The organism is Williamsia sp. 1135 (assembly GCF_002095395.1).
Lineage (GTDB): Bacteria > Actinomycetota > Actinomycetes > Mycobacteriales > Mycobacteriaceae > Williamsia.
Genome location: NZ_MJEI01000101.1, coordinates 34924 through 56925, shown reverse-complemented (window position 1 = coordinate 56925; position 22002 = coordinate 34924). Strand labels below are relative to the sequence as shown.

Sequence of the window (22002 nt, the reverse complement as noted above, 5' to 3'; positions counted from 1 at the left end):
CCTATGTCAGCACCCGGCGGTTACCGCGTGCGCCACACCCTGGCGCTGTTCGCGGTCGACTATCGCTGCGTTTTTGACGTTCTGTGTCGCTGATCGACATTCTCGCGGGCTTCGTTCTGCCGCCGATCAGCATCTGAAGACTCTGACCTGAACACAACTGATTCTGACCTGAACAAAACTAGGGGACACAACCGTGTTTTTTCGATCCACTCGATCCGCACCGCGAAAGCGAGGGCGGAGCCGGCGAGGTAGATCCGCCGCCGCTTCGATCATCGTTCTCGCCGTCTCCGCGCTGGTCCTGTCCGGCTGCGGCGGCGGCTCCACAGATGAGCCCGGCGGCCAGGACATCTCCAGTGGCTCCAAGCACCTGAACCTGTACGCGTACGCGGTGCCGAAGATCGGTTACGACGAGATCATCCCGGCGTTCCGCGACACCGAGGAAGGCAAGGACATCGGCTTCGCCGCGTCCTACGGTGCGTCCGGTGATCAGTCGCGCAAGGTCGCGCGCCGTGTTCCTGCCGACGTCGTCAACTTCTCGGTGGCTCCTGACATCACCCGCCTGGTGAAAGCAGGTGTGGTGGACAAGGACTGGGCCGAGCAGTATCCGAACGGCAGCACTCCGTTCGGATCTGTCGTGGCGTTGGTCGTTCGGGAGGGCAATCCTTTGAACATCCGGACCTGGGACGACCTGCTCAAGCCGGGCATCCAGGTGGTGACCCCGAACCCGGGTAGCTCCGGCTCTGCCAAGTGGAATCTGCTCGCACCGTTCTCCGCTAAGAGCAATGGTGGCGTCGACGAGCAGGCGGGCCTGGATTACGTGGCCGAGCTGGTCCGTGACCACACCCGCATCCAGCCGAAGTCGGGTCGCGAGGCGACCACGGCGTTCGAGCAGGGGCAAGGCGATGTGTTGATCAGTTACGAGAACGAAGCGATCTTCCTCAAGAACCAGAACGCGACTGCGAAGCCGGGTCAGCGCGTCGACTACGTCATCCCTCCGGAGACGTTCAAGATCGAGAACCCGGTCGCGGTGGTGAATTTCAGCAAAGAGAAGGAAGCCGCCAACGAGTTCGTCAGCTACCTCTTCACACCTGCCGCGCAGCGGATCTGGGCGGAGCAGGGCTTCCGGCCGGTCGACGAGACCGTCATCGAGGAAACCAAGGACCTGTTCCCGGGTGAGATCGCAAAGCTGTGGACGATCAAGGAACTCGGTGCGGTGCTCGGGGAGGGCACAGCCGAGGAGAACAAGGGCAAAGACCTCAAGGGGTGGCCCGCGGTGGACAAGGCGCTGTTCGGAACATCGGGCGCAATCACGGGGATCTATGACGCCGGAGGCAAGGTATGACAACCACGGTTACACCGCTCAAACCGCTGCCTTCGGGGCCGGCGAAACGCACGTGGGGCAGCGTCGGGCCGCTCGGCGTGGGTGTCGCGGGCCTGTGGCTGAGCATCATCGTGCTCCTGCCGCTCGCCGCGATCACCAGTGAGGCGTTCGACGACGGATGGAGCGGGTTCTGGACCGCGGTCACCGATGAGAACGCGATCGACACGCTCAAGGTGACCGTTCTCGTGTCGCTGGTGGTGGCTCTGATCAATGTCGTGATGGGCACCCTCATCGCCTGGGTTCTCGTCCGCGACGAGTTTCCCGGCAAGCGGTTCGTCAACTCGCTCATCGACCTGCCGTTCGCGTTGCCCACGATCGTCGCCAGCCTGGTGCTGCTGTCGCTCTACGGACCGAACAGCCCGATCGACATCGAATTGAACGCGACCCGGCCTGCGCTGGTCATCGCGCTCGCCTTCGTCACCCTGCCGTTCGTGGTGCGTCAGGTGCAGCCCGTGCTGATCGAGATCGACAAAGAGGTCGAGGAGGCCGCGGCCTCTCTCGGCGCCACCAACTGGGTCATCTGGTGGAAGATCATCTTCCCCGCGCTGGCGCCTGCGGTGCTGTCGGGTGCCGGCCTGGCATTCACCCGCGCCATCGGTGAATTCGGCTCGGTCGTCCTGATCGGCGGCAACATCCCCGGTGAGACGCAGGTGGCGTCGCAGTACATCCAGCAGCAGATCGAGATCGACTCACCCGTCGACGCCTCTGCCATCTCGGTGGTGCTGTTGCTCATCGCCTTCGTGGTGCTACTGGTGTTGCGCGTCGTCGGTCGCCGCACGTCCAAGCGCGAGGAGCAGAGCCGATGAAACTGTCCACATTCCCGCGACTCACCCTGCGCACGATTGCGCTTCTCTATCTGTTCGTCCTCCTGGTCGTGCCGGTGGCGCTGATCTTCTACCGCTCTTTTGAACACGGCATCGTTCAGTTCTGGGAGTGGATCACCACCCCCGCCGCGATCTCGGCGCTGCAGCTGAGTCTGTTGATCGTCGCGATCGTGGTCCCGCTGAACGTGGTCTTCGGTGTGTTCACCGCGCTCGCTATCGTCCGCGGACGATTCCGCGGACGCGGGGTCGTCGAGGCCATCGTCGACCTGCCGTTCGCGGTCTCGCCGATCGTCGTCGGAGTTGCCCTGATCCTGCTGTGGGGATACGGGGGCTGGTTCGGCGGTCTGGAGAGCGCCGGGTTCACCGTCATCTTCGGGCTCCCGGGCATGGTGCTGGCGACTCTGTTCGTGACCTTGCCCTTTGTGGTCCGCGAGGTCGAGCCGGTGCTCCGTGAGATCGGGACCGAGCAGGAAGAGGCCGCTGCGACCCTCGGTGCCAGTGGCTGGCAGACGTTTTGGCGGATCACCTTGCCGGCCATCCGGTGGGGCCTGTCCTACGGTGTCGTCCTCACCGTGGCCCGGGCACTCGGTGAATACGGGGCCGTGATCATGGTGTCGTCCAATCTGCCGGGCGTCTCGCAGACCCTCACGCTGCTGGTGTCGTCGCGGTACACCGACGATTACAACGAGTACGGCGCCTATGCGGCCGCGACTCTACTGATGATGATCGCAATCCTGGTGCTGCTGCTCATGACCCTGGTCGAAAAGCGCACCGGTACCAACAAAATCGAACGTCGCAAGGCGAGCAACGAGACCGACGCGGTCACCGCCCCGAGCGAGACAGCCCCGAAAACGCAGGAGAGTGAACTGGTATGACGATCTCGGTGATTGATGCGAACAAGCGATACGGCGACTTTGCCGCACTCGACAATGTCTCGATCGACATCCCGGTTGGGTCACTGACAGCGCTTCTCGGGCCGTCGGGTTCGGGAAAGTCGACCCTGTTGCGAGCCATTGCCGGTCTGGATCAACTCGACTCGGGCACGGTGCTGATCAACGGGGACGACGTGACCACGGTTTCGCCGCAGCGCCGCGACATCGGATTCGTGTTCCAGCACTACGCCGCGTTCAAGCACATGACGGTGCGCGACAACGTCGCCTTCGGCCTGAAGATCCGCAAGCGTCCGAAAGACGAGGTCAAGGCCAAGGTCGACGAACTCCTGGAGGTCGTCGGACTCGCAGGCTTCCAAACTCGTTACCCCGCACAGCTCTCCGGTGGTCAGCGGCAGCGCATGGCGTTGGCCAGGGCACTCGCGGTCGATCCCAAGGTGCTCCTGCTCGACGAGCCGTTCGGTGCCCTCGACGCCAAGGTTCGTGAGGACCTGCGGGCGTGGCTGCGGCGGCTACACGACGAGGTGCAGGTGACGACCGTGCTGGTCACCCACGATCAACAGGAGGCGCTCGACGTCGCCGACCGGATCGCGGTGCTGAACAAGGGCCGCATCGAGCAGATCGGTTCTCCGGCCGACCTCTACGACCGTCCCGACAACAAGTTCGTCATGTCGTTCCTCGGTTCCGTCGCCAAGCTCAACGGAGTCCTGGTGCGGCCGCACGACATTCGCGTCGGACGTACGCCTGATCTGGCGCTGGAATCGGCGGAGCCGAACGCGGCCGAGACGGGCGTTCTCAAAGCCCGCGTCAAGCGCGTGGTGTACCTGGGCTTCGAGGTGCGCGTGGAGTTGGAGAACGGTGCCACCGGCGAGGACTTCCACGCGCAGATCACCCGCGGCGATGCGTCCGCGCTAGGGCTGAACGACGGTGACGAAGTCTACGTTCGCGCGACCCGGGTTCCCGACGCCGCGCTCGCCTGACCCGCACACGCGCCACCTTTACGAAGGCGATCCACCTACAGGTGGATCGTCTTCGTGGTTCCGGCGCGTGTGCGGCGGTCAGGTCGACTGCAGGAACTCGCTGATGAGATCGGCGGTGCGCTGCGGCTGGTCGAGCATGATCAGCACGTAGGCGTCGTCGACTTCGGCGAGGTCGCCTTTGGGGAGCAGGGTCGCGAGTTGCTCGCCGTGCTCGCGGCGCATCACGTTGGTTCTCGGTGCCCAGATGACCAGGGCAGGGCCGGTGAAGTCGCGCAGCTTCTCGGTGGCGGCGACGAGCTCTGCGTTGTCGAATTTCGTTCTGCAGTAGGCGAGTACGTCGCGGCGGACTCCTGCCGAAGCGATGCCGGGGTCGGTCCATTGCCGGATGATGTCGTCGGAGATCGGTTTCTTGGCCATGAGGCCCAGCACCATGGGCGTGCGGCGGAGAACACGATTGCGAAATTGATGGAGCGCGAACAGGATCCCGCCGGGTACCGAGGTTGCCACCTTGACGACCTTGCCGGGGAACCCCGGAGGGAAATTGTCGTAGGCCTCGGCGGGACAGATGACCAACCGGCTGATCCGCTCACCGTTCGACAGTTCAGGGAGGAACAGTGGTCCGCCCCAATCGCTGAGGACCAGGGTCACGTCCTGCAATTTCAGTGAACTCAGGAACTCGGACAGGATGGCGACCATCCCCGGCATCGTCAGATCGGCGCCGGCCTTCATCGGTATCCGGTGCCCACCGAGTGGCAGTACCGGCAGCAGGTAACGAAAACCGTTGGGGAGCAGCGGCAATACGAGATCCCACTGATGGTCGTTCATCAGCAATCCGTGCGTGAACACCACCGGCGGCCCGTTCGGATCGCCTTCTTCGCGGTACTCGATGGTTCCCGCCTCGAGCTCAACCGTGCGCATCGGACCTCCCAGAAACTAGAGCGACTGTTCTAGAGTGACTGTTCTAGTATGGGAGGAAGGAGGTAGAGATGGCAAGAGGTACGCGAGAAACGATTCTGACGACCGCGATCGAACTCATGCGCGTCCACGGCTACTCGGCCCTGAGTATGAAGCAGATCGTGGCGGGCTCCGGCGCTCCGATCGGCTCGATCTACCACCATTTTCCTGAAGGGAAGTCTCAGATCGCGCGGGAGGCCCTGGTCAATGCGGGCATCGCATATGCAGCCGTCATCCCGGCGGTGCTCGCCGATCAGGTCGATCTCGGAGCGGGAATCAGGGCTGCGTTCGCCCAGGCCGCCGAGGTCACCGAGCAGACCGGTTTCGCCAACAGGTGTCCGGTGTCGACGGTCGCGGGGGAGGTCGCGAACTCTGACGAGTCGCTTCGGCGTGCGGCTGCAGGGGTGTTCACCGACTGGATCACGTTGGGGCAAGCCTACTTCGAGAGCCGGGGATTGAAGTCTGAGATGGCCGAGGAGGCGATCACCGCAATCGTCTGCTCGCTGGAGGGGGCATTCGTGATGGCACGGACGTTGCGCGACACACGGCCGCTGATCGCCGCCGGAACCGCACTGTCGGCGCGGTATGAGGGCGTTGGGCTAGATCCAGTCGGTAGCCGCCAGGCGATCCAGTAGCCGGCCGGAATTGGTGGGTTCTGGTGAGGCCGACCTGGGCAAACGCCCACCAAAACCCACCGAAATCGGCTCAGACGGTGGCGTGAACCGCGGTCAGGTAGCGATCGCACACGACGTCCACCAATTGCGGGTGCGCGCCAAGAGGTCCGGCGATCTGTGCCCCCGGGGCGAGTGCATCGACGGCAGCGTCCACGCGCTCCGTCAGCAACCCGGCCGACAGGAAGTAGGGGCTCACGACGATGCGCCGTGCACCGCCGAGACGCAAGCGGTGCACGGCGGCGCGCACATTGCTGTTGTCGGTACCCAGACGAGTGGCGAATACCGTCTGGACGAGGGGATTGCCGAGCTCGGCCGCAAGCTCGGATGCGCGTCGGTGAACAGACCCGTCGGCGGCGTCATCGCTCGAGCCCACCGCCGTGAACAGCACACCGTCTGTGGGCCGCAACCCGACCTCGTCGAGGCGGTCGGCGAGCGCAGTGATCAGACGGGGGTCGCTGCCCAACGTCGGCAACTGCCGAACATTGATCGCCGGATTCGTCGCGCAGGCTTCGTCGATGATCGCAGGCAGGTCGACCTTGCTGTGAAACGCGGCCGACAGCAATAGGGGAGCTACCACGACGTCGCCTTCGCAATCGGCGAGCACCTGCTGGACCATCGGGCCGTTGAGGTCCAGATAGGCGAGGCGCACGTCGACGCAGGCGAGTCGCTCGCTGACCGCGTGCGCGATGCGCTCGACGGTCACCGCGAACCGCGGATCACGGCTCCCGTGAGCGGCGAGAACAAGTGTTGTCACACAAGTTCTTTCAGGTGCAATGACGACAGTGCATCACCCACGAGCCCGGCCCCGAGGGTGTTTCCGCCCTGCGGATCGATCAGCAGGAAGCTACCGGTCTCACGATTGGTGTTGTAGTCGTCAGCGCTGACCGGCTGAGCGGTCTGGACCGAGATGCGGCCGATCTGATTGAGCTCCAACGCGTCCGGGGCGTCACGCAGGACCAGTTCCTGCTCGTCGAACAAGACCTCGAGTCCTCCGACGATGGCTTGCGTGGTGCGGGCGCCGTGCTTCAGCAGCAGCCGCGCACCGGGGCGCAACGGCTTGTCGCCCAGCCAGCAGACGGTCGCGCTGAACTGTGAGATCGGTTCGGGCGCATCGGCGACCGCTGCGATCACGTCGCCGCGGGAGACGTCGACGTCATCGGCGAGGACCACGGTGATGCTGCGGCCGGTGTGTGCCGACTGCAGAGATCCGTCAGCGGTGTCGATGCGCTCGACCGTGGTGTGCGTACCCGAGGGCAACACCACGACCTCGTCGCCGACGGTGACCCGGCCGGCAGCGACCTGACCGGCGTAACCGCGGTAGTCCGGGTACTCGGCGGTACGGGGACGGATCACGTACTGGACGGGGAAGCGGAAGCCGACCGGCTTGCGATCTTCGCTGGCCGGAACGGATTCGAGGTGTTCGATGAGGGTGGGACCGTCGTAGAACGGGGTGTTCTCGGAGCGGATCGCCACGTTGTCGCCGTGCAGAGCGGACACCGGGATGGACACGACCCGGTCGGCACTCCACCCGAGCGAGGTGGTCATGTCGGTGAACTCGGTGCGGATCTCGCCGAACACCTTCTCGGGGTCATCGACGAGGTCGATCTTGTTGACCGCGAGCACGAGACGCGGGACCCCGAGCAACGCCATCACCGCGGCGTGGCGACGGGTCTGCGAGATGACACCCTTACGCGCGTCGACGAGCAGGATCACCAACCCGGCAGTTGATGCCCCGGAGACGGTGTTTCGGGTGTACTGGACGTGCCCGGGAGTGTCGGCGAGTACGAAAGACCTTGTCGGCGTAGCGAAGTACCGGTAGGCGACGTCGATGGTGATGCCTTGTTCACGCTCGGCACGCAGGCCGTCGACCAACAGAGACAGGTCCGGCTGATCCAGCCCGCGGTCGACAGAGGCGCGGGTGACCGCGTCGATCTGGTCGGCGAGCACAGACTTCGTGTCGTAGAGCAGCCGGCCCACCAGGGTGGACTTGCCGTCGTCGACGCTGCCCGCAGTGGCGAGGCGCAGTAGATCCGGAGCGTGCAATTCAGAGGCGTTTGTCATCAGAAATAGCCTTCGCGTTTACGGTCTTCCATGGCAGCCTCGGACACCCGGTCGTCGCCGCGGGTGGCACCGCGCTCGGTCAGGCGGGATGCGGCGACCTCGGCGAGAACCATCTCGTTGTCGGTGGCGTCGGACAGCACGGCACCGGTGGTGGATCCGTCGCCCACTGTGCGGTAGCGCACCGAGAGGGTCTTCAGCTCTTCGCCTTCGGCAGGACCGCCCCAGGGGCCGGGGGTCATCCACATGCCGTCGCGTGAGTAGACGGGCCGCTCGTGCGCGTAGTAGATCGAGGGCAGGAGTACCTGTTCGCGAGCGATGTACCGCCACACGTCGAGCTCGGTCCAGTTCGACAGCGGGAAAACGCGGACATGCTCGCCCGGTGCGTGCTTGCCGTTGTACAAGTTCCACAGCTCGGGTCGCTGACGTTTGGGGTCCCATTGGCCGAACGCGTTGCGCAGCGAAAAGATCCGCTCCTTGGCGCGAGAGCGTTCCTCGTCGCGGCGGGCGCCACCGAAGACCGCATCGAAACGGTTCTCGGTGATCCCGTCGAGCAACGGCACGGTCTGCAACGGATTCCGGATCCCGTCGGGCCGCTCCGACAGCCGCCCGTCGGCGAGGTAGTCCTCGACCTTGGCTACATGCAGCCGGAGGTTGTGGCGTTCGACGACGTCATCGCGGAACTCCAGCACCTCGGGCAGGTTGTGTCCGGTGTCGACGTGCAGCAGCGAAAACGGCAGCGGCGCAGGCCAGAACGCCTTCAATGCCACGTGCAGCAGCACCGTGGAGTCCTTGCCACCCGAGAAGAGGATCACGGGGCGCTCGAACTCGCCCGCGACCTCGCGGAAGATGTGGATGGCCTCGGACTCGAGGGCATCGAGGGTGGTGAACTCGTCGTCTGTGTCCACCGGCAGCAGGTCGGTGCTCTGTTCAACGGTCATGAGGCGTGCAACCCGCATTCTGTTTTGGCAAGACCGGCCCAACGGCCGCTTCGAGGATCAGCGCCTTCCACCGGCTTACTGGTGCACGGCGCGCAGCCGATCGAGGGGTAGCCCTCATCGACAAGGGGATTGACCAGGACACCGTTGGTGTCGATGTACTCCTGGAACTGCTCGTCCGACCACGCCGCGAGGGGGTTGATCTTCACCAGTCCGAAGGCGTCGTCGAAGGAGATCAGCGGTGCGTTGGCGCGGGTGGGCGACTCGACCCGGCGGATACCGCTGACCCAGGCCTGGTAGCCGGACAGCTCACGCTTGAGCGGCACCACCTTACGCAGGCGGCAGCACTCTCCGGGGTTGGTGGCGAACAGATTGCGACCGACGGTGGCATCCTGTTGCGCGACAGACTGTTCGGCTTTCGCGTTCACGATCTCGACGCCGTAGACGTGTTCGACGGCATCGCGCGTGCCGAGGGTTTCGGCGAAGTGATATCCCGTGTCGAGGAACAGCACCTTGAGCTTGTCCCCTCCGAGTTGCTCGGAGTCGATCGCCGCGGCCGCGACATCGATCAGCACGGCATCCTGCATGTTCGACGCGACGATGAAATCGCTGCCGAACGTGTCGGCGGTCCACCGCAACAGGTCCTGTGCCGACGCGTCCGGCCCGAGTTGAGCGGCACCCTGCTCGGCAAGGTCACGCAACTTCGCCTCATCGCGAATAGCGGTACTCATCGCAATTCCTCCTCATCGGCGCGAACCGCCCACTCCGCAAACCGTTCGCCCTCGTTCCGTTCCTTGATGAAGTTCCGGACCACCCGGTCCATGTAGTCGCCGATCTCACCCGAGAGCACCTTGTGCTGGCGCAACTTTCGGCCGAAAGCCGAATCTTGTCCGAGGCTGCCGCCGAGATGGACCTGGAACCCGTCAACGGTGTTGCCGTCGCCATCCTCGACCAACATGCCCTTGAAGCCGATGTCGGCGATCTGAGCGCGGGCGCACGAGTTGGGGCAACCGTTGATGTTGACGGTGATCGGCACATCGAGCTGCTCGTTGACATCCGCGAGTCGCTTCTCGAGCTCGGGCACCAGCACCTGCGACCGCTTACGGGTCTCGGTGAACGAGAGCTTGCAGAACTCGATACCCGAGCAGGCCATCAGGTTCCGTCGCCACGGCGAGGGCCGGGCCTCGAGTCCGTGCGGGGCGATCTCCTCGATGAGCTGCTCGACCTTGTCGTCGGGAACGTCGAGAACGACCAGCTTCTGGTACGGCGTGAAGCGGATCCGATTCGACCCTGCGCGCTCGGCGGCGTCGGCCACAGCGGTCAGCTTCGTCCCGGACACACGGCCTGCGATGGCGGCGAATCCGACGGAGTTCAGCCCGCTCTTGAGTTTCTGGACACCGATGTGGTCACGCGGCGCGGTCAGCGGGATCGGGGCGGGACCGTCGACCAGTTTGCGGCCGAGGTACTCGTCCTCGAGCACCTGGCGGAACTTCTCGATGCCCCAGTCCTTGATCAGGAACTTCAGGCGAGCCTTGGTGCGCAGCCGGCGGTAACCGTAGTCGCGGAAGACCGAGACGACGGCCTCCCACACGTCGGGGACCTCGTCGAGTGGGATCCAGGCGCCGACGCGTTGGGCGAGCATCGGGTTGGTGGAAAGGCCGCCACCGACCCAGAGATCCAGTCCCGGACCGTGTTCGGGGTGGTTGACGCCGATGAAGGCGACGTCGTTGATCTCGTGGGCGACGTCCTGCAGACCGGAGATGGCCGTTTTGAACTTGCGGGGGAGGTTGGAGTACTTCGGGTCGCCGATGTACCGGCGGACGATCTCGTCGATCGCCGGGGTGGGGTCGAGGACCTCGTCGGTGGCTTCCCCGGCCAGCGGTGAACCGAGGATGATGCGCGGGCAGTCGCCGCAGGCCTCGGTGGTCTTGAGACCGACCGATTCGAGCCGCTCGAAGATCTCGGGGACGTTCTCGATGTTGATCCAGTGGTACTGGACGTTCTCGCGATCGGAGAGATCGGCGGTGTCACGGGCGAACTCGGTGGACAACTGCCCGACCGTGCGGAGCTGATCGGTGGTCAGGGCCCCGCCGTCGCAGCGGACCCGCATCATGAAATGCCGGGCCTCGAGGAGGTCGAGGTTGTCATCGCCGGTCCACGTGCCGTCGTAACCCTCGGCGCGCTGGGTATAGAGCCCCCACCAGCGCATCCGGCCGCGCAGATCGCCCTTGTCGATAGAGTCGAAGCCCTGCTTGGAGTAGATGTTCTCGATCCGGGCCCGGACGTTGAGCGGATTGTCGTCCTTCTTGGCCTGCTCGTTGGCGTTGAGCGGCTCGCGATATCCGAGAGCCCACTGCCCTTCTGCGCGCCGTTTCGCGGGTCGTGCGCGCTTGGCCGGTTTCCCGGGGGCGTCGGCTGTCGACGTCATGAATGCTCCTGTCTGGCGGACCCGGGGCAGCCGCGAACAAGTGCCGATGGCACCCGGAGTCCTGCAAATGGATGAAGGGGAGGGCGGAAGTCGCACGTGTTCAGACCTGCGCGAACCCGGGCTGCGGGTCGCTACGGAACGTACGGACTAGTTATGACACAGCGCGCTGCATGCGCGCTTGAGATCAATGTGCCGCCGCATCGCGAGCCACACCCCTTGAGAAGTCACGTCGCCCATAGTGCCACGGCCTCCCTTGGTGCGTCTACTTGGGCTTAGTTCGACTCATGGCGAGTCGAAGTGCATTGCCAGCCGGTCTTTGCATTTCCAACAACGACGCTGTGAGGCTCATTCCCCGGGCGGCGGAGTTTGTGACTTCTTGAGGTCGCGCCCCCACTTCACCGCGGCCAGGATGATCTTGATCCCCACGCCCACCACGATCAGGTTGAGCACCATCTGCACGGTCACCACCGCGCGCGACACGTCGACCGAGGCGGTGATGTCGCCGAAACCGACGGTCGCGAACACCGAGATCGTGAAGTACAGCGAGCTCATCCGCGACAGTGGCTCGTTGAACTGAGCCGGGTCGTTGACCGAGAGCATGTAGTACCCGAGGGAGAACGCGAGCAGGTAGATCGGCGCGATGATCGCCAATGCCTCGATGGCCTTGACCGCGGGCGTGGCCGACCGCATGATCTGACCGATCTGCCATACCGCGGTCAGCAGGGCGACCCCGAGAAACGCCACCACAATGGCCAATCCCGCCCAGTCGTCGAAGGACTTCCACGGCAGTGCGAAGTACGCCACGAGATACACGACGACCGTGGCGAGCGATCGCAGCGACGTCAGTACGAGAAGACGCTTCGGCCATTCGATCTTCGTGTTTGCCCTGCTGGACGCTGTCATCGCGGACCCCCGGTCGATCGCGGCCGGCGCGTTTGGCGTTGCGACCGGCCCTGCTGGGATGATCGAACCACGATGTCGAACATTCTGATCCCGCGATCGCACACCGAGACGCCTCTCGGGCTCTACATTCACGTCCCGTTCTGCGCGACGCGCTGTGGATACTGCGACTTCAACACCTATACGGCCGGCGAGCTCGGAACGGCTGCGTCGACCGATCAGTGGCTGAGCGCCCTCGACGGCGAGCTGGCGATGGCGGCGCGACAACTGGCACCCGTGCGTCCGGTGTCCACGATCTTCGTCGGCGGTGGCACCCCGTCGCTGCTGGGGGCCGAGGGGCTCGGCGACGTCCTGGCCTCGGTGCGGCGGTACTTCGACATCGCGCCGGGCGCCGAGATCACCACCGAGTCGAATCCGGAGTCGACCTCGCCGGCGTTTTTCGAGGGGATCGCCGCGAGCGGTTTCACCCGTGTCTCGCTGGGCATGCAGTCGGCCGCAAGTCACGTGCTCAAGGTTCTCGACCGCACGCACACCCCGGGCCGCGCGGTGGCTGCAGCCCTCGAGGCGCGCGCCGCAGGCCTCGAGCACGTGAACCTCGATCTCATCTACGGAACGCCGGGGGAGCGAGACGAAGACCTGCGCGCATCACTCGATGCCGTCCTCGCAGCCGGAGTGGACCACGTCTCCGCCTACGCGCTGATCGTCGAAGACGGCACGGCGCTGGCGCGCAAGGTCCGCCGCGGCGAGCTACCGGCTCCGGACGACGACGTGCTGGCCTCGCGCTACGAGATGATCGATTCAGCCCTCACCGCGGCCGGAATGCAGTGGTACGAGGTGTCGAACTGGGCGAGTATCGGCGTTCCCGACGCTCTGTGCCGCCACAATCTCGGCTACTGGGACAGCGCGGACTGGTGGGGCGCGGGCCCGGGAGCGCACTCACATGTGGCCGGTGTCCGCTGGTGGAATCACAAGCACCCGGCGAAATATGCCGCGGCGGTCGGAGCAGGCGAACTCCCGGTCGCCGGCACGGAGGAGTTGACGACAGATGATCAGCACACCGAACGCGTGATGCTCACCCTGCGCCGTTCGACGGGGCTGCCGTGGGACGAACTCGACGCCACCGAGCAGCGGCGGGCGCGCCAGAGCATCGCCGATGGGCTCACCGAACTCGTCGGACAGTCCCTGGTTCTGTCCAGCCGTGGTCGTCTGCTTGCCGATGGGGTGGTTCGAAACCTGTTGGCGGGGTAGCGAAGTCGTCCGCCGGGGGCGCCGGTGACGCGCTCTGTTGCGTGAGCGCGGACATGTTGTCGAGGTCGAGCAACCGGGCGTGGATGACGTGACGGTTACGCAGTGCAGAACGGACGGCCCGGTGGAGACCGTCCTCGAGGTACATGTCGCCGTTCCAGCGCACCGCGTGCGCGAAGAGGTCGCCGTAGAACGTCGAGTCCTCCGAGAGGAGCTTGTCCAGAGCCAACACCGTGGTGACGGTGATCAGTTGGTCGAGCCGCAGTTGCCGCGGCGGGATCTTGGCCCAATCGCGGATCGACAGCTGATGGTCCGGGTACGGCTTGCCATCGCGGACACCTTTGAAGATCACCGGTTCACCGTATCCGTTCCGGGTCGCCGTAGACTGGATCAACACTGAGGGTTGGAGGTGAACTGCTCATGTCGAGCACCGATGAACGTCGCTTCGAGGTCTTGCGCGCGATTGTCACCGATTACGTGGCGACCCAGGAGCCGATCGGATCGAAAGCGCTCGTCGAGCGTCACCATCTCGGTGTGTCCAGTGCCACAGTCCGCAACGACATGGCGGTGCTCGAGGCCGAGGGATACATCACACAGCCACACACGAGCTCGGGTCGGGTTCCCACCGACAAGGGGTATCGGCTGTTCGTCGACCGGATCAGTGAGGTCAAGCCGATCTCTCAGGTCGAACGTCGGGCGATCCTGAGCTTCCTCGATTCCGGCGTCGATCTCGACGACGTCCTGCGCCGCTCGGTACAACTCCTTGCGCAGCTGACCCGGCAGGTCGCTGTCATCCAGTATCCGGTGCTCTCGTCGTCGGCGGTGCGGCACCTCGAAGTCGTCGCGCTGACCCCGTCCCGACTGCTCCTGGTGGTCATCACCGACACCGGGCGCGTCGAGCAACGCATGGTCGAATTGGGCGCTGACCTCGGAGACAACGACATCGCGCGGTTGCGCGACATGTTCTCGGCGGCGCTGAACGGGCAGCGGCTCGAGGTCGCCTCACACGCGGTGGCAGAGCTGGCGAACCAGGCTCCCGAAGACCTCCGGCAGCCGTTCATCCGGGTCGCGACGGTCCTGGTCGAGACGCTCGTCGAGCGGTCCGCGGACCGGCTCGTGCTCGGTGGTACCTCGAATCTGACCAGGGCCGCCGCGGACTTCGCGCCGATGGCCGGTGCGATGGGCTCGGTCCTCGAAGCGCTCGAAGAGCAGGTGGTGGTGCTCAAACTGTTGGCGGCCACCCAGAACTCCGGGACCGTCACGGTTCAGATCGGCGAAGAGACCCGCGAAGAGAACCTGCGGGGAACCGCGGTGGTTTCCACCGGGTACGGTGCCTCGGGAACAGTATTCGGTGGTCTCGGGGTACTCGGCCCGACCCGAATGGACTATCCGGGAACGATTGCCTCGGTCGCCGCCGTTGCCAGATATGTCGGCGAGGTCCTGGCCGACCGGTGACGTGCAGAGCCGCACGCACGCCGCAAACACACAAGACGCTTACGAAGAGAGAACGGACAACACACCGCCGTGGCACGTGATTACTACGGGATTCTTGGGGTGGACAGGGGCGCGAGCGATCAGGAGATCAAACGCGCCTACCGCAAGCTCGCCCGCGAACTGCATCCCGACGTCAACCCTGACGAGTCTGCCCAGACCAGATTCCAGGATGTGTCGGCCGCATATGAGGTCCTGACAGACCCGGACAAACGCCGCATCGTCGATGCCGGTGGGGATCCGCTGGAATCGGCCGGCGCCGGCGGGTTCGGTGGGTTCGGCAACGGCGGCCGCACCGGTGGCCTCGGAGACGTCTTCGAGGCATTCTTCGGTGGGGCCGGCGGAGGCAGCAGAGGGCCCCGGGGTCGTGTACAACCCGGTTCGGACGCGCTGCTGCGCATGAAGCTCGACCTCGACGAATGCGCCGCGGGCGTCAGCAAAGAGGTCCGCGTGGACACCGCGGTCCTGTGTGACGTGTGCACCGGCAAGGGAACCAACGGCAACAGCAAGCCGGTGACCTGCAGCACCTGTAAGGGCGCAGGCGAGATCCAGTCGGTCCAGCGGTCGTTCCTCGGCCAGGTCATGACGTCACGCCCCTGCCCGACCTGTAACGGTGCCGGCGAGACCATTCCGGATCCTTGCCACAAATGCGGCGGCGACGGGCGGGTGCGGTCCGAGCGGACACTGACGGTGAAGATCCCCGCCGGTGTCGGCGAAGGCATGCGGGTGCGCCTGGTCGGTCAGGGTGAGGTCGGCCCCGGTGGCGGTGCAGCCGGCGACCTCTACGTCGAGGTGGCGGAAAAGCAGCACCCGGTGTTCGTCCGAGATGGCGACGACCTGCATTGCACGGTCCGGGTTCCCCTGGTCGACGCCGCGCTCGGCGGATCGATCGACATCGACACCATCCTCGGAGGGTCCACCAACGTCACGATCGACCCGGGCACGCAGCCGGGTCAGATCGCCAAGGTGCGTGGGCAGGGCATGCCGCATCTGCACACGGGTGTCCGAGGGGCGCTGCACGTGCATCTCGACGTTGTCGTGCCGACGCGCCTCGATGCCCAGCAGGTGGCGAAACTCAAGGAATATCAGAAGCTGGCGGTCGGCGAGCAGATCGAGCTGGTAACCGCAGGATCCTCCAACACCGGTGGACTGTTCTCGCGGCTGCGTAACGCCTTTGCCGGGCGCTGACCACTGTCGATGAGCCCACCGGTGTTCTGGGTCGAGGCGGTTCCCGGTGCGGAGTCCACGGTGCGACTGGACGGCGATGAAGGTCGTCACGCGGTGACCGTGACCAGACTCGTTGCGGGAGAACGGATCATCATCTCCGACGGTGCCGGTACCGCTGGGCTCTGCGAAGTGATCCACACCGCCGGGAAGAGTTCGCTCGAGGCCCGGGTTCTCGAGGTCGCGGTGACGCCGATGCCGAAACCGGCCGTGACGATCGTGCAGGCACTGCCGAAGTCGGAGCGTTCAGAGTTGGCGGTCGACCTCGCCACCGAGGCAGGCGTCGACGCGGTCGTGCCGTGGCAGAGTGCGCGCTGTGTGTCGAAATGGGTTGGGCCCAAGGCGGATAAAGGGGTTGCCAAGTGGCAGTTCGCCGCCAGGGCGGCAGCCAAGCAGAGCCGACGCGCCTACATCCCCGAGATCTCACCGCTCGCCACCACCAAAGATGTTGTCGCGCGAGCGCAGGCCGTGATCGACAGCGGAGGAGTGGTCGCTGTTCTCCATGAGGGAGCGGCGACGAGTCTGTCCGCACTAGCACTGGCGACGGCGACCCAGATCATGCTGGTGATCGGACCCGAAGGTGGACTGGACGACTCCGAGATCGCAGCCCTGGTGGCGGTCGGCGCGACCTCGGTCCTGCTCGGTCCCGAGGTGCTGCGCACCTCCAGTGCGGGGGCCGTCGCCTTGGGGGCGATCGGTGCGCTGACGTCCAGGTGGGATGTCGGACCGGGCTGGCGGGCACCGTGAAACGCGTCAAACTCGCTTATGGCGAACGTAACTCGCAGTTCGGGCACCTCTACCTTCCGCCCGCCCCAGCTGACGGACCGGTGCCGCTCATCGTGTTGGTGCACGGCGGGTATTGGAGTACCGAGTTCGCCCTCACGATCGAGTCCGCCATCGCCAGAGACCTCGCCGACCGCGGGGCGATCGTGTGGAACATCGAGTACCGCAGGGTAGGGGAGGACGGCGGTGGGTGGCCGCGGACCGGCAACGACGTGATCGCCGCACTCTCGGCCCTCGACGCCCCGGTCCGATATGCCCTGCCGGAGGACATCGCAGGCCGGGTTGCCTGGTCGGATGTCAGCGTGATCGGTCATTCCGCAGGAGGACAGCTCGCCGTCTGGGCGGTGTCCCGGTTGGGAGCAAGGACAAAGCGGGCCTCGGTCACCACCGTCATCGCTCAAGCCGCGGCGCTGGACCTGTGCTTCGGCGATCGTCCGGCCCGACCGTCGCTGCGGGCACTCATGGGTGCATCGATCGCGCAGGCGCCCCAGCTCTACGCCGACGCCTCACCTGTGGATCAACCACCGTTTCCCGCCCATGTGGTGGCCATCCACGGCGACCTCGACACCTCCCTGCCCGCTGAGATCAGCCGGGACTATGTTCGCCGGGCATCGGCCGCCGGTCAGTCCGCGGAATTGATCATCGTCGCTGGTGAGGGCCACGACGTGTTCGTCGATCCACGCAGTCGTGGCCACCTCGAGACCGTCCGCGTCCTCGGATTGCCGCGGCGGACGAAATATTGAGGCGAAACTGGACGTTCGGTGGACGTAGAATCGTGACACAAGCATCACTGGCAGAGCAGGAGAAGCAACTTTCGTGAGAGATGACAACAGCGCAACCCGGGCTGATCACAGCGCGGCCGGGACTCAGGTGCGCGGCGCGGTGACCACAACGCTCGAAGTGTCGCCCGATGTCATTTTCGGACTGCTCGGTGCCGGCGACAAGAACCTCCGAGAACTCGAGTCGCATCTCGTGGCCGACATACACGTGCGCGGTAACGCGGTGAAGTTCACCGGCGAACCGGCGGATGTGGCGATCGCCGAGCGAGTTGTGTCCGAACTGGTGTCCGTGGTCCGTCGCGGTACAGAGCTGAACCCCGATCTCGTGCGGCACAGCGTCCGTATGCTCACCGACGGCTCCGGAGAATCCCCGGCCGAGGTGCTGAGCCTGGACATCCTCTCCCGGCGCGGCAAGACCATTCGGCCCAAGACGCTCAACCAGAAGCACTACGTGGACGCCATCGACAAGAACACGATCGTGTTCGGGATGGGACCGGCGGGCACGGGTAAGACCTATCTCGCGATGGCCAAGGCAGTCCAGTCGTTGCAGAAGAAAGAGGTCAGCCGCATCATCCTGACCAGGCCCGCCGTGGAGGCGGGCGAGCGACTCGGATTCCTGCCCGGCACCCTGCACGACAAGATCGACCCGTATCTGCGCCCGCTCCACGATGCGCTGCACGACATGATGGACCCGGAGGCGATCCCGAAGCTGATGGAGGCCGGTGTCATCGAGGTCGCCCCGTTGGCCTACATGCGTGGCCGCACCCTGAACGACGCGTTCATCATTCTCGACGAGGCGCAGAACACGACCGCCGAGCAGATGAAGATGTTCCTCACCAGGCTCGGATTCGGCTCGAAGATCGTCGTCACCGGCGACGTCACCCAAGTCGACCTCCCCTCGGGTGGCTCGGAAAGTGGTTTGCGGGCCGCGGCGCGCATCCTCGAGGGCATCGAGGACATCCAGTTCTCGCAACTGACCAGTGCCGACGTGGTGCGGCACCGCCTGGTGGCCGACATCGTCGACGCGTACGGCAGGGAAGAGGCCACCAACGAGCTGCACGGCAATCGCGCCCAGCGGCGCGCCGGCGGTGGACGCAGCCGATGAGTATCCCTGCCGACGCCAGGAGGCTGCCTTGAGTATCGAGGTGTCCAACGAATCCGGCGTGGACGTGCCGGAGGAGATGTTGATCGACGTCGCGACCTTCGCTCTCGGTCGTATGGACGTGCATCCGGCCGCGGAACTGTCGATGGTGCTCGTGGACAACGAGACGATGGCCGAACTCCACATGCGGTGGATGGACCTGCCCGGGCCGACCGACGTCATGAGTTTCCCGATGGACGAGCTCAGTCCCGGAGGCCGCCCCGACACCGCCGGTCCCGGACCGTCGATGCTCGGCGACATCGTGTTGTGCCCAGAGTTCGCGGCGGAGCAGGCCGCGACGGCGCGGCACTCGACCGATCACGAGCTGTCGGTGCTGACCGTGCACGGCGTGCTGCACCTCCTGGGTTTCGATCACGCCGAACCCGAAGAGGAAAAGGCGATGTTCGGTTTGCAGGGGCAGATCATCGAGGACTGGTACGACGACCGCCGCGCCCGCGCGCGCGCCGCCCGGATGGCCGAAAAAGACGCAAAACTGCTGCACAGTACTGGCTTCGGAGAAAACACCCCGGACGCCGGGGAGAGCTGATCAACCGTGTTGTCTGACGTGTTACCACTGCTTGCCGCAGTGGCGCTCGTGCCTATCGGCGGGTTGTTCGCCGCCATCGACAACGCCCTGATGACCGTGTCGCCCGCTCGCGTCGACGATCTCATCAAGGACGGCAGACCGGGTGCGCGCAGACTGCGCGAAGTGCTCTCCGACCGGCCGAAATACGTGGCGCTGACGGTCCTGCTGCGCATCGGATGTGAAACGGCAGCAACGGTATTCGCAGCGGTGTACGCGATGGGGGTGCTCGGATCACCCTGGGGGATCGTGCTGGCGATAGCCGTGATGGCGGTGGTCAGCTACGTGATCATCGGCGTGGGTCCGCGCACCCTCGGCAGTCAGCACGCGTATTCAATCGCGGTGAACTCCGCTGCCGTGCTGCAGGGGATCGGCGTGCTGTTGACGCCGTTGACCCGGTTGCTCATCATGATCGGTAACGCGGTGACGCCGGGTAAGGGATTTCGCAACGGACCGTTCGCCACCGAAGTCGAGCTTCGGGAAGTGGTCGACATGGCCGAACTCACCGGTGTGGTCGCCGCCGGTGAGCGACGGATGATCCAGTCCGTATTCGACCTCGGCGACACCAGCGCTCGCGAAGTGATGGTTCCCCGCGGGGAAATGGTCTGGATCGAGGCGGACAAGACGGCCGCTCAAGCGACCTCCCTTGCGGTGCGCTCCGGCCATTCACGATTGCCGGTGATCGGTGAGAACCCGGACGACGTCCTCGGCGTCGTCTATCTCAAAGACCTCGTCCAGCGTGGTTTGCCGCCGGCGCAACCGACCGCTGTCGAGGTACGCGAATTGATGCGCGAGCCCGAGTTCATCCCGGACTCCAAGCCTCTCGACAAGGTGCTCGCCGACATGCAGCGCAGCCGAAACCACATGGCGTTGCTGGTGGACGAATACGGCGGCATCGCCGGCCTGGTCACCATCGAGGATGTGCTGGAAGAGATCGTCGGTGAGATCAACGACGAATACGACACCGACGAGGTGCCACCCATCGAGGCCCTCGACGACGAGTCCGGCGGTTATCGGGTCTCGTCGCGCCTGCCGATCGATGACCTGGCCGAGTTGTTCGACGTCGAGATCGACGAAGACGAGGTGGAGACGGTCGGGGGCCTGTTCGGTCTGGTGCTGGGCCGGGTGCCCCTGCCCGGTGCGACCGTGACCCTGCATGGTCTGCAACTGTTGGCCGAGGGCGGCCCCAATCGTCAAGGGCGGGTGCGTATCACGTCGGTCGTCGTGCACAAGGTGGTCGAGAAGGAACAAGAGAAGAAGAAGAAGCGCAAGAAGAAGCGTGAGGAGCGCGCCGACGAAGCCGCGGCCGCGCAGGCCGACGCCGACGCGGCGGACAATGCGGAATCGGGCAGTCCGGAGAGCGATGACGATGCTGCGGCGCTTGCGAGTTCCGATCAGCCGGACACCACCGGGACCGCCGAACGAACCACGCACCTACACGAGGAAGCGTCATGAGCACACAGACAGCCGCACCAGAGCTCGATGACGAGGACCAGAAGTTGTTGACGCTTGCCCGGGGCGCGATGGGTCGCGCCGAGGCGAAGACCGGCGCCGCAGTACGCGACACCGATGGCCGGACGTACGCGGCAGGCCCGGTGTCGCTGGCGGCACTCCATCTGTCCGCCTTGCAGGTGGCCGTGGCGATGGCCGTTTCGAGCGGAGCCCCCGGATTCGAGGCCGCGGTGTTGGTGGGAACAGCGGATGACGCCGACGATCCGGGTCTGGCCGCGCTCACCGAGGTCAGCGCCGACGCCTACGCGGTCATGGTCGCCACCGTATGAGCGACAACGAGTTCCGTTCAGGTTTCGTGTGTTTCGTCGGCAGGCCCAACACGGGCAAGTCGACGCTGACCAATGCGCTGGTGGGCGAGAAGATCGCAATCACCTCGAGTCGCCCGCAGACGACGAGGCACACGATCCGCGGCATCGTCAATCGGGATGACACCCAATTGATCCTCGTCGACACCCCGGGTCTGCACCGGCCCCGAACCCTGCTCGGCAAGCGGCTCAACGACCTGGTGCGGGACACGTATTCGGAGGTCGACGCGATCGGACTCTGCATCCCTGCCGACGAGAAGATCGGTCCAGGGGACCGCTGGATCGCCGAGCAGCTCAAGGAGATGGCGCCCAAGACCCCGATTGTCGGGCTGGTCACGAAGATCGACAAGGTGAAGCCGGAGCGCATCGCGCAGCAGCTGATGGCGATCTCTGCTCTGCTCGGGCCGGACGCGGAGGTGGTGCCGGTCTCGGCAGTCAAAGGCAAACAACTCGACGTCGTCGTGGACGTACTCCGCGGCCTGATGGAACCGGGCCCGGCGTTCTACCCGGACGGCGAACTCACCGACGAGCCCGAAGAGACGTTGATGGCGGAGTTCATCCGGGAAGCGGCACTCGAGGGCATCCACGACGAGCTGCCGCACTCCCTGGCCGTGGTCATCGAGGAGGTCATCGAGCGCGAGCGCGGCGACAACCAGACCCCGATGATCGATGTCCACGCGATTCTCTACGTCGAGCGCAGCAGCCAGAAGGGCATCATCATCGGCAAGCACGGTGCCAGGCTCAAAGAGGTCGGGACTGTTGCCCGCAAGCAGATCGAGAAGGTGCTCGGCGCCAAGGTTTACCTCGATCTCCACGTGAAGATCGCCAAGGACTGGCAACGCGATCCGAAGCAGATGGGAAAGCTCGGTTTCTAGATCTGTCGGGCCGTAGGACAGGACCGAGAACGGCAGG

Annotated in this window: 23 protein-coding genes; 15 read left to right on the top strand and 8 right to left on the bottom strand. The window is 65.2% G+C overall.

The annotated features are described in order from the left end of the window. Nucleotides 1-268: 268 nt before the first annotated feature. The 4 genes from BFL43_RS19890 to BFL43_RS19875 are packed head-to-tail and all read left to right on the top strand — an operon-like array spanning nucleotide 269 to nucleotide 4075. Nucleotides 269-1342, top strand: a complete 1074-nt coding sequence (locus tag BFL43_RS19890; protein ID WP_084894308.1) for a sulfate ABC transporter substrate-binding protein — start codon at nucleotides 269-271, stop codon at nucleotides 1340-1342. Further along, entirely contained in the window at nucleotides 1339-2187 is an 849-nt protein-coding gene (cysT, locus tag BFL43_RS19885) for a sulfate ABC transporter permease subunit CysT (RefSeq protein WP_084894205.1), read from the top strand. The genes BFL43_RS19890 and cysT overlap by 4 nt, the downstream gene beginning before the upstream one ends. Continuing rightward, nucleotides 2184-3080 (top strand): sulfate ABC transporter permease subunit CysW, encoded by an 897-nt coding sequence (gene cysW, locus BFL43_RS19880; RefSeq protein WP_084836707.1) that lies wholly within the window; start codon nucleotides 2184-2186, stop codon nucleotides 3078-3080. Before cysT ends, cysW begins: the two co-directional genes overlap by 4 nt. Beyond that, a complete protein-coding gene (locus BFL43_RS19875; protein ID WP_084836708.1) occupies nucleotides 3077-4075 on the top strand; it encodes a sulfate ABC transporter ATP-binding protein in 999 nt (332 codons plus the stop codon). The genes cysW and BFL43_RS19875 overlap by 4 nt, the downstream gene beginning before the upstream one ends. Nucleotides 4076-4153: 78 nt before the next feature. Here BFL43_RS19875 and BFL43_RS19870 read toward each other — a convergent pair whose 3' ends face one another. After that, nucleotides 4154-4993, bottom strand: a complete 840-nt coding sequence (locus BFL43_RS19870; RefSeq protein ID WP_084894204.1) for an alpha/beta hydrolase — start codon at nucleotides 4991-4993, stop codon at nucleotides 4154-4156. A gap of 68 nt (nucleotides 4994-5061) precedes the next feature. Here BFL43_RS19870 and BFL43_RS19865 point away from each other — a divergent pair, with 68 nt between their 5' ends. After that, the gene (locus BFL43_RS19865; RefSeq protein ID WP_084894203.1) at nucleotides 5062-5664 is read left to right on the top strand and encodes a TetR/AcrR family transcriptional regulator; all 603 of its coding nucleotides are present in this window, start codon (nucleotides 5062-5064) and stop codon (nucleotides 5662-5664) included. Nucleotides 5665-5734: 70 nt separating this feature from the next. On the opposite strand, the gene BFL43_RS19860 is transcribed toward BFL43_RS19865, so the two are convergent. From BFL43_RS19860 to BFL43_RS19835, 6 genes are all read right to left on the bottom strand, one after another. Further along, entirely contained in the window at nucleotides 5735-6457 is a 723-nt protein-coding gene (locus BFL43_RS19860; protein ID WP_084894202.1) for a sirohydrochlorin chelatase, read from the bottom strand. Further along, a complete protein-coding gene (locus tag BFL43_RS19855; protein ID WP_084894201.1) occupies nucleotides 6454-7764 on the bottom strand; it encodes a GTP-binding protein in 1311 nt (436 codons plus the stop codon). The genes BFL43_RS19860 and BFL43_RS19855 overlap by 4 nt, the downstream gene beginning before the upstream one ends. Continuing rightward, the gene (gene cysD, locus BFL43_RS19850; RefSeq protein WP_084894307.1) at nucleotides 7764-8702 is read right to left on the bottom strand and encodes a sulfate adenylyltransferase subunit CysD; all 939 of its coding nucleotides are present in this window, start codon (nucleotides 8700-8702) and stop codon (nucleotides 7764-7766) included. Before cysD ends, BFL43_RS19855 begins: the two co-directional genes overlap by 1 nt. Then, complete coding sequence (locus tag BFL43_RS19845) at nucleotides 8699-9430, bottom strand: phosphoadenylyl-sulfate reductase (RefSeq protein ID WP_084894200.1); 732 nt, start codon at nucleotides 9428-9430, stop codon at nucleotides 8699-8701. The genes cysD and BFL43_RS19845 overlap by 4 nt, the downstream gene beginning before the upstream one ends. Then, nucleotides 9427-11127, bottom strand: a complete 1701-nt coding sequence (locus BFL43_RS19840) for a nitrite/sulfite reductase (protein WP_143695434.1) — start codon at nucleotides 11125-11127, stop codon at nucleotides 9427-9429. The genes BFL43_RS19845 and BFL43_RS19840 overlap by 4 nt, the downstream gene beginning before the upstream one ends. Before the next feature lie 345 nt (nucleotides 11128-11472). Beyond that, complete coding sequence (locus tag BFL43_RS19835; protein ID WP_084894199.1) at nucleotides 11473-12030, bottom strand: potassium channel family protein; 558 nt, start codon at nucleotides 12028-12030, stop codon at nucleotides 11473-11475. A 72-nt stretch (nucleotides 12031-12102) separates the two neighbouring features. Here BFL43_RS19835 and hemW point away from each other — a divergent pair, with 72 nt between their 5' ends. Further along, a complete protein-coding gene (gene hemW, locus BFL43_RS19830) occupies nucleotides 12103-13275 on the top strand; it encodes a radical SAM family heme chaperone HemW (protein WP_084894198.1) in 1173 nt (390 codons plus the stop codon). Here hemW and BFL43_RS19825 read toward each other — a convergent pair. Then, nucleotides 13187-13624, bottom strand: a complete 438-nt coding sequence (locus BFL43_RS19825) for a type II toxin-antitoxin system VapB family antitoxin (protein WP_240498370.1) — start codon at nucleotides 13622-13624, stop codon at nucleotides 13187-13189. The genes hemW and BFL43_RS19825 overlap by 89 nt on opposite strands. Nucleotides 13625-13692: 68 nt before the next feature. On the opposite strand from BFL43_RS19825, the gene hrcA reads away from it, so the two are divergent. The 9 genes from hrcA (at nucleotide 13693) to era (ending at nucleotide 21965) form a co-directional block, all read left to right on the top strand. After that, entirely contained in the window at nucleotides 13693-14727 is a 1035-nt protein-coding gene (gene hrcA / locus BFL43_RS19820) for a heat-inducible transcriptional repressor HrcA (protein ID WP_084835348.1), read from the top strand. A 69-nt stretch (nucleotides 14728-14796) separates the two neighbouring features. After that, a complete protein-coding gene (gene dnaJ / locus BFL43_RS19815) occupies nucleotides 14797-15951 on the top strand; it encodes a molecular chaperone DnaJ (protein ID WP_084835347.1) in 1155 nt (384 codons plus the stop codon). Nucleotides 15952-15960: 9 nt separating this feature from the next. Beyond that, nucleotides 15961-16734 (top strand): 16S rRNA (uracil(1498)-N(3))-methyltransferase, encoded by a 774-nt coding sequence (locus tag BFL43_RS19810; RefSeq protein ID WP_084894197.1) that lies wholly within the window; start codon nucleotides 15961-15963, stop codon nucleotides 16732-16734. After that, a complete protein-coding gene (locus BFL43_RS19805) occupies nucleotides 16731-17513 on the top strand; it encodes an alpha/beta hydrolase (RefSeq protein ID WP_084894305.1) in 783 nt (260 codons plus the stop codon). Before BFL43_RS19810 ends, BFL43_RS19805 begins: the two co-directional genes overlap by 4 nt. Before the next feature lie 127 nt (nucleotides 17514-17640). Next, complete coding sequence (locus BFL43_RS19800; RefSeq protein ID WP_240498384.1) at nucleotides 17641-18654, top strand: PhoH family protein; 1014 nt, start codon at nucleotides 17641-17643, stop codon at nucleotides 18652-18654. Between the two features lie 28 nt (nucleotides 18655-18682). Beyond that, nucleotides 18683-19237, top strand: coding sequence for an rRNA maturation RNase YbeY (ybeY, locus tag BFL43_RS19795; RefSeq protein ID WP_084894304.1), 555 nt, complete (start codon nucleotides 18683-18685; stop codon nucleotides 19235-19237). 6 nt (nucleotides 19238-19243) lie between these two features. After that, nucleotides 19244-20728 carry a hemolysin family protein gene (locus BFL43_RS19790; protein WP_084894195.1) on the top strand — a complete coding sequence of 495 codons (1485 nt, stop codon included), beginning with the start codon at nucleotides 19244-19246 and terminating at the stop codon, nucleotides 20726-20728. Next, nucleotides 20725-21054, top strand: coding sequence for a cytidine deaminase (locus tag BFL43_RS19785; RefSeq protein WP_084894194.1), 330 nt, complete (start codon nucleotides 20725-20727; stop codon nucleotides 21052-21054). The genes BFL43_RS19790 and BFL43_RS19785 overlap by 4 nt, the downstream gene beginning before the upstream one ends. Continuing rightward, the gene (gene era, locus BFL43_RS19780; protein WP_084894193.1) at nucleotides 21051-21965 is read left to right on the top strand and encodes a GTPase Era; all 915 of its coding nucleotides are present in this window, start codon (nucleotides 21051-21053) and stop codon (nucleotides 21963-21965) included. Before BFL43_RS19785 ends, era begins: the two co-directional genes overlap by 4 nt. Nucleotides 21966-22002: the final 37 nt, after the last annotated feature.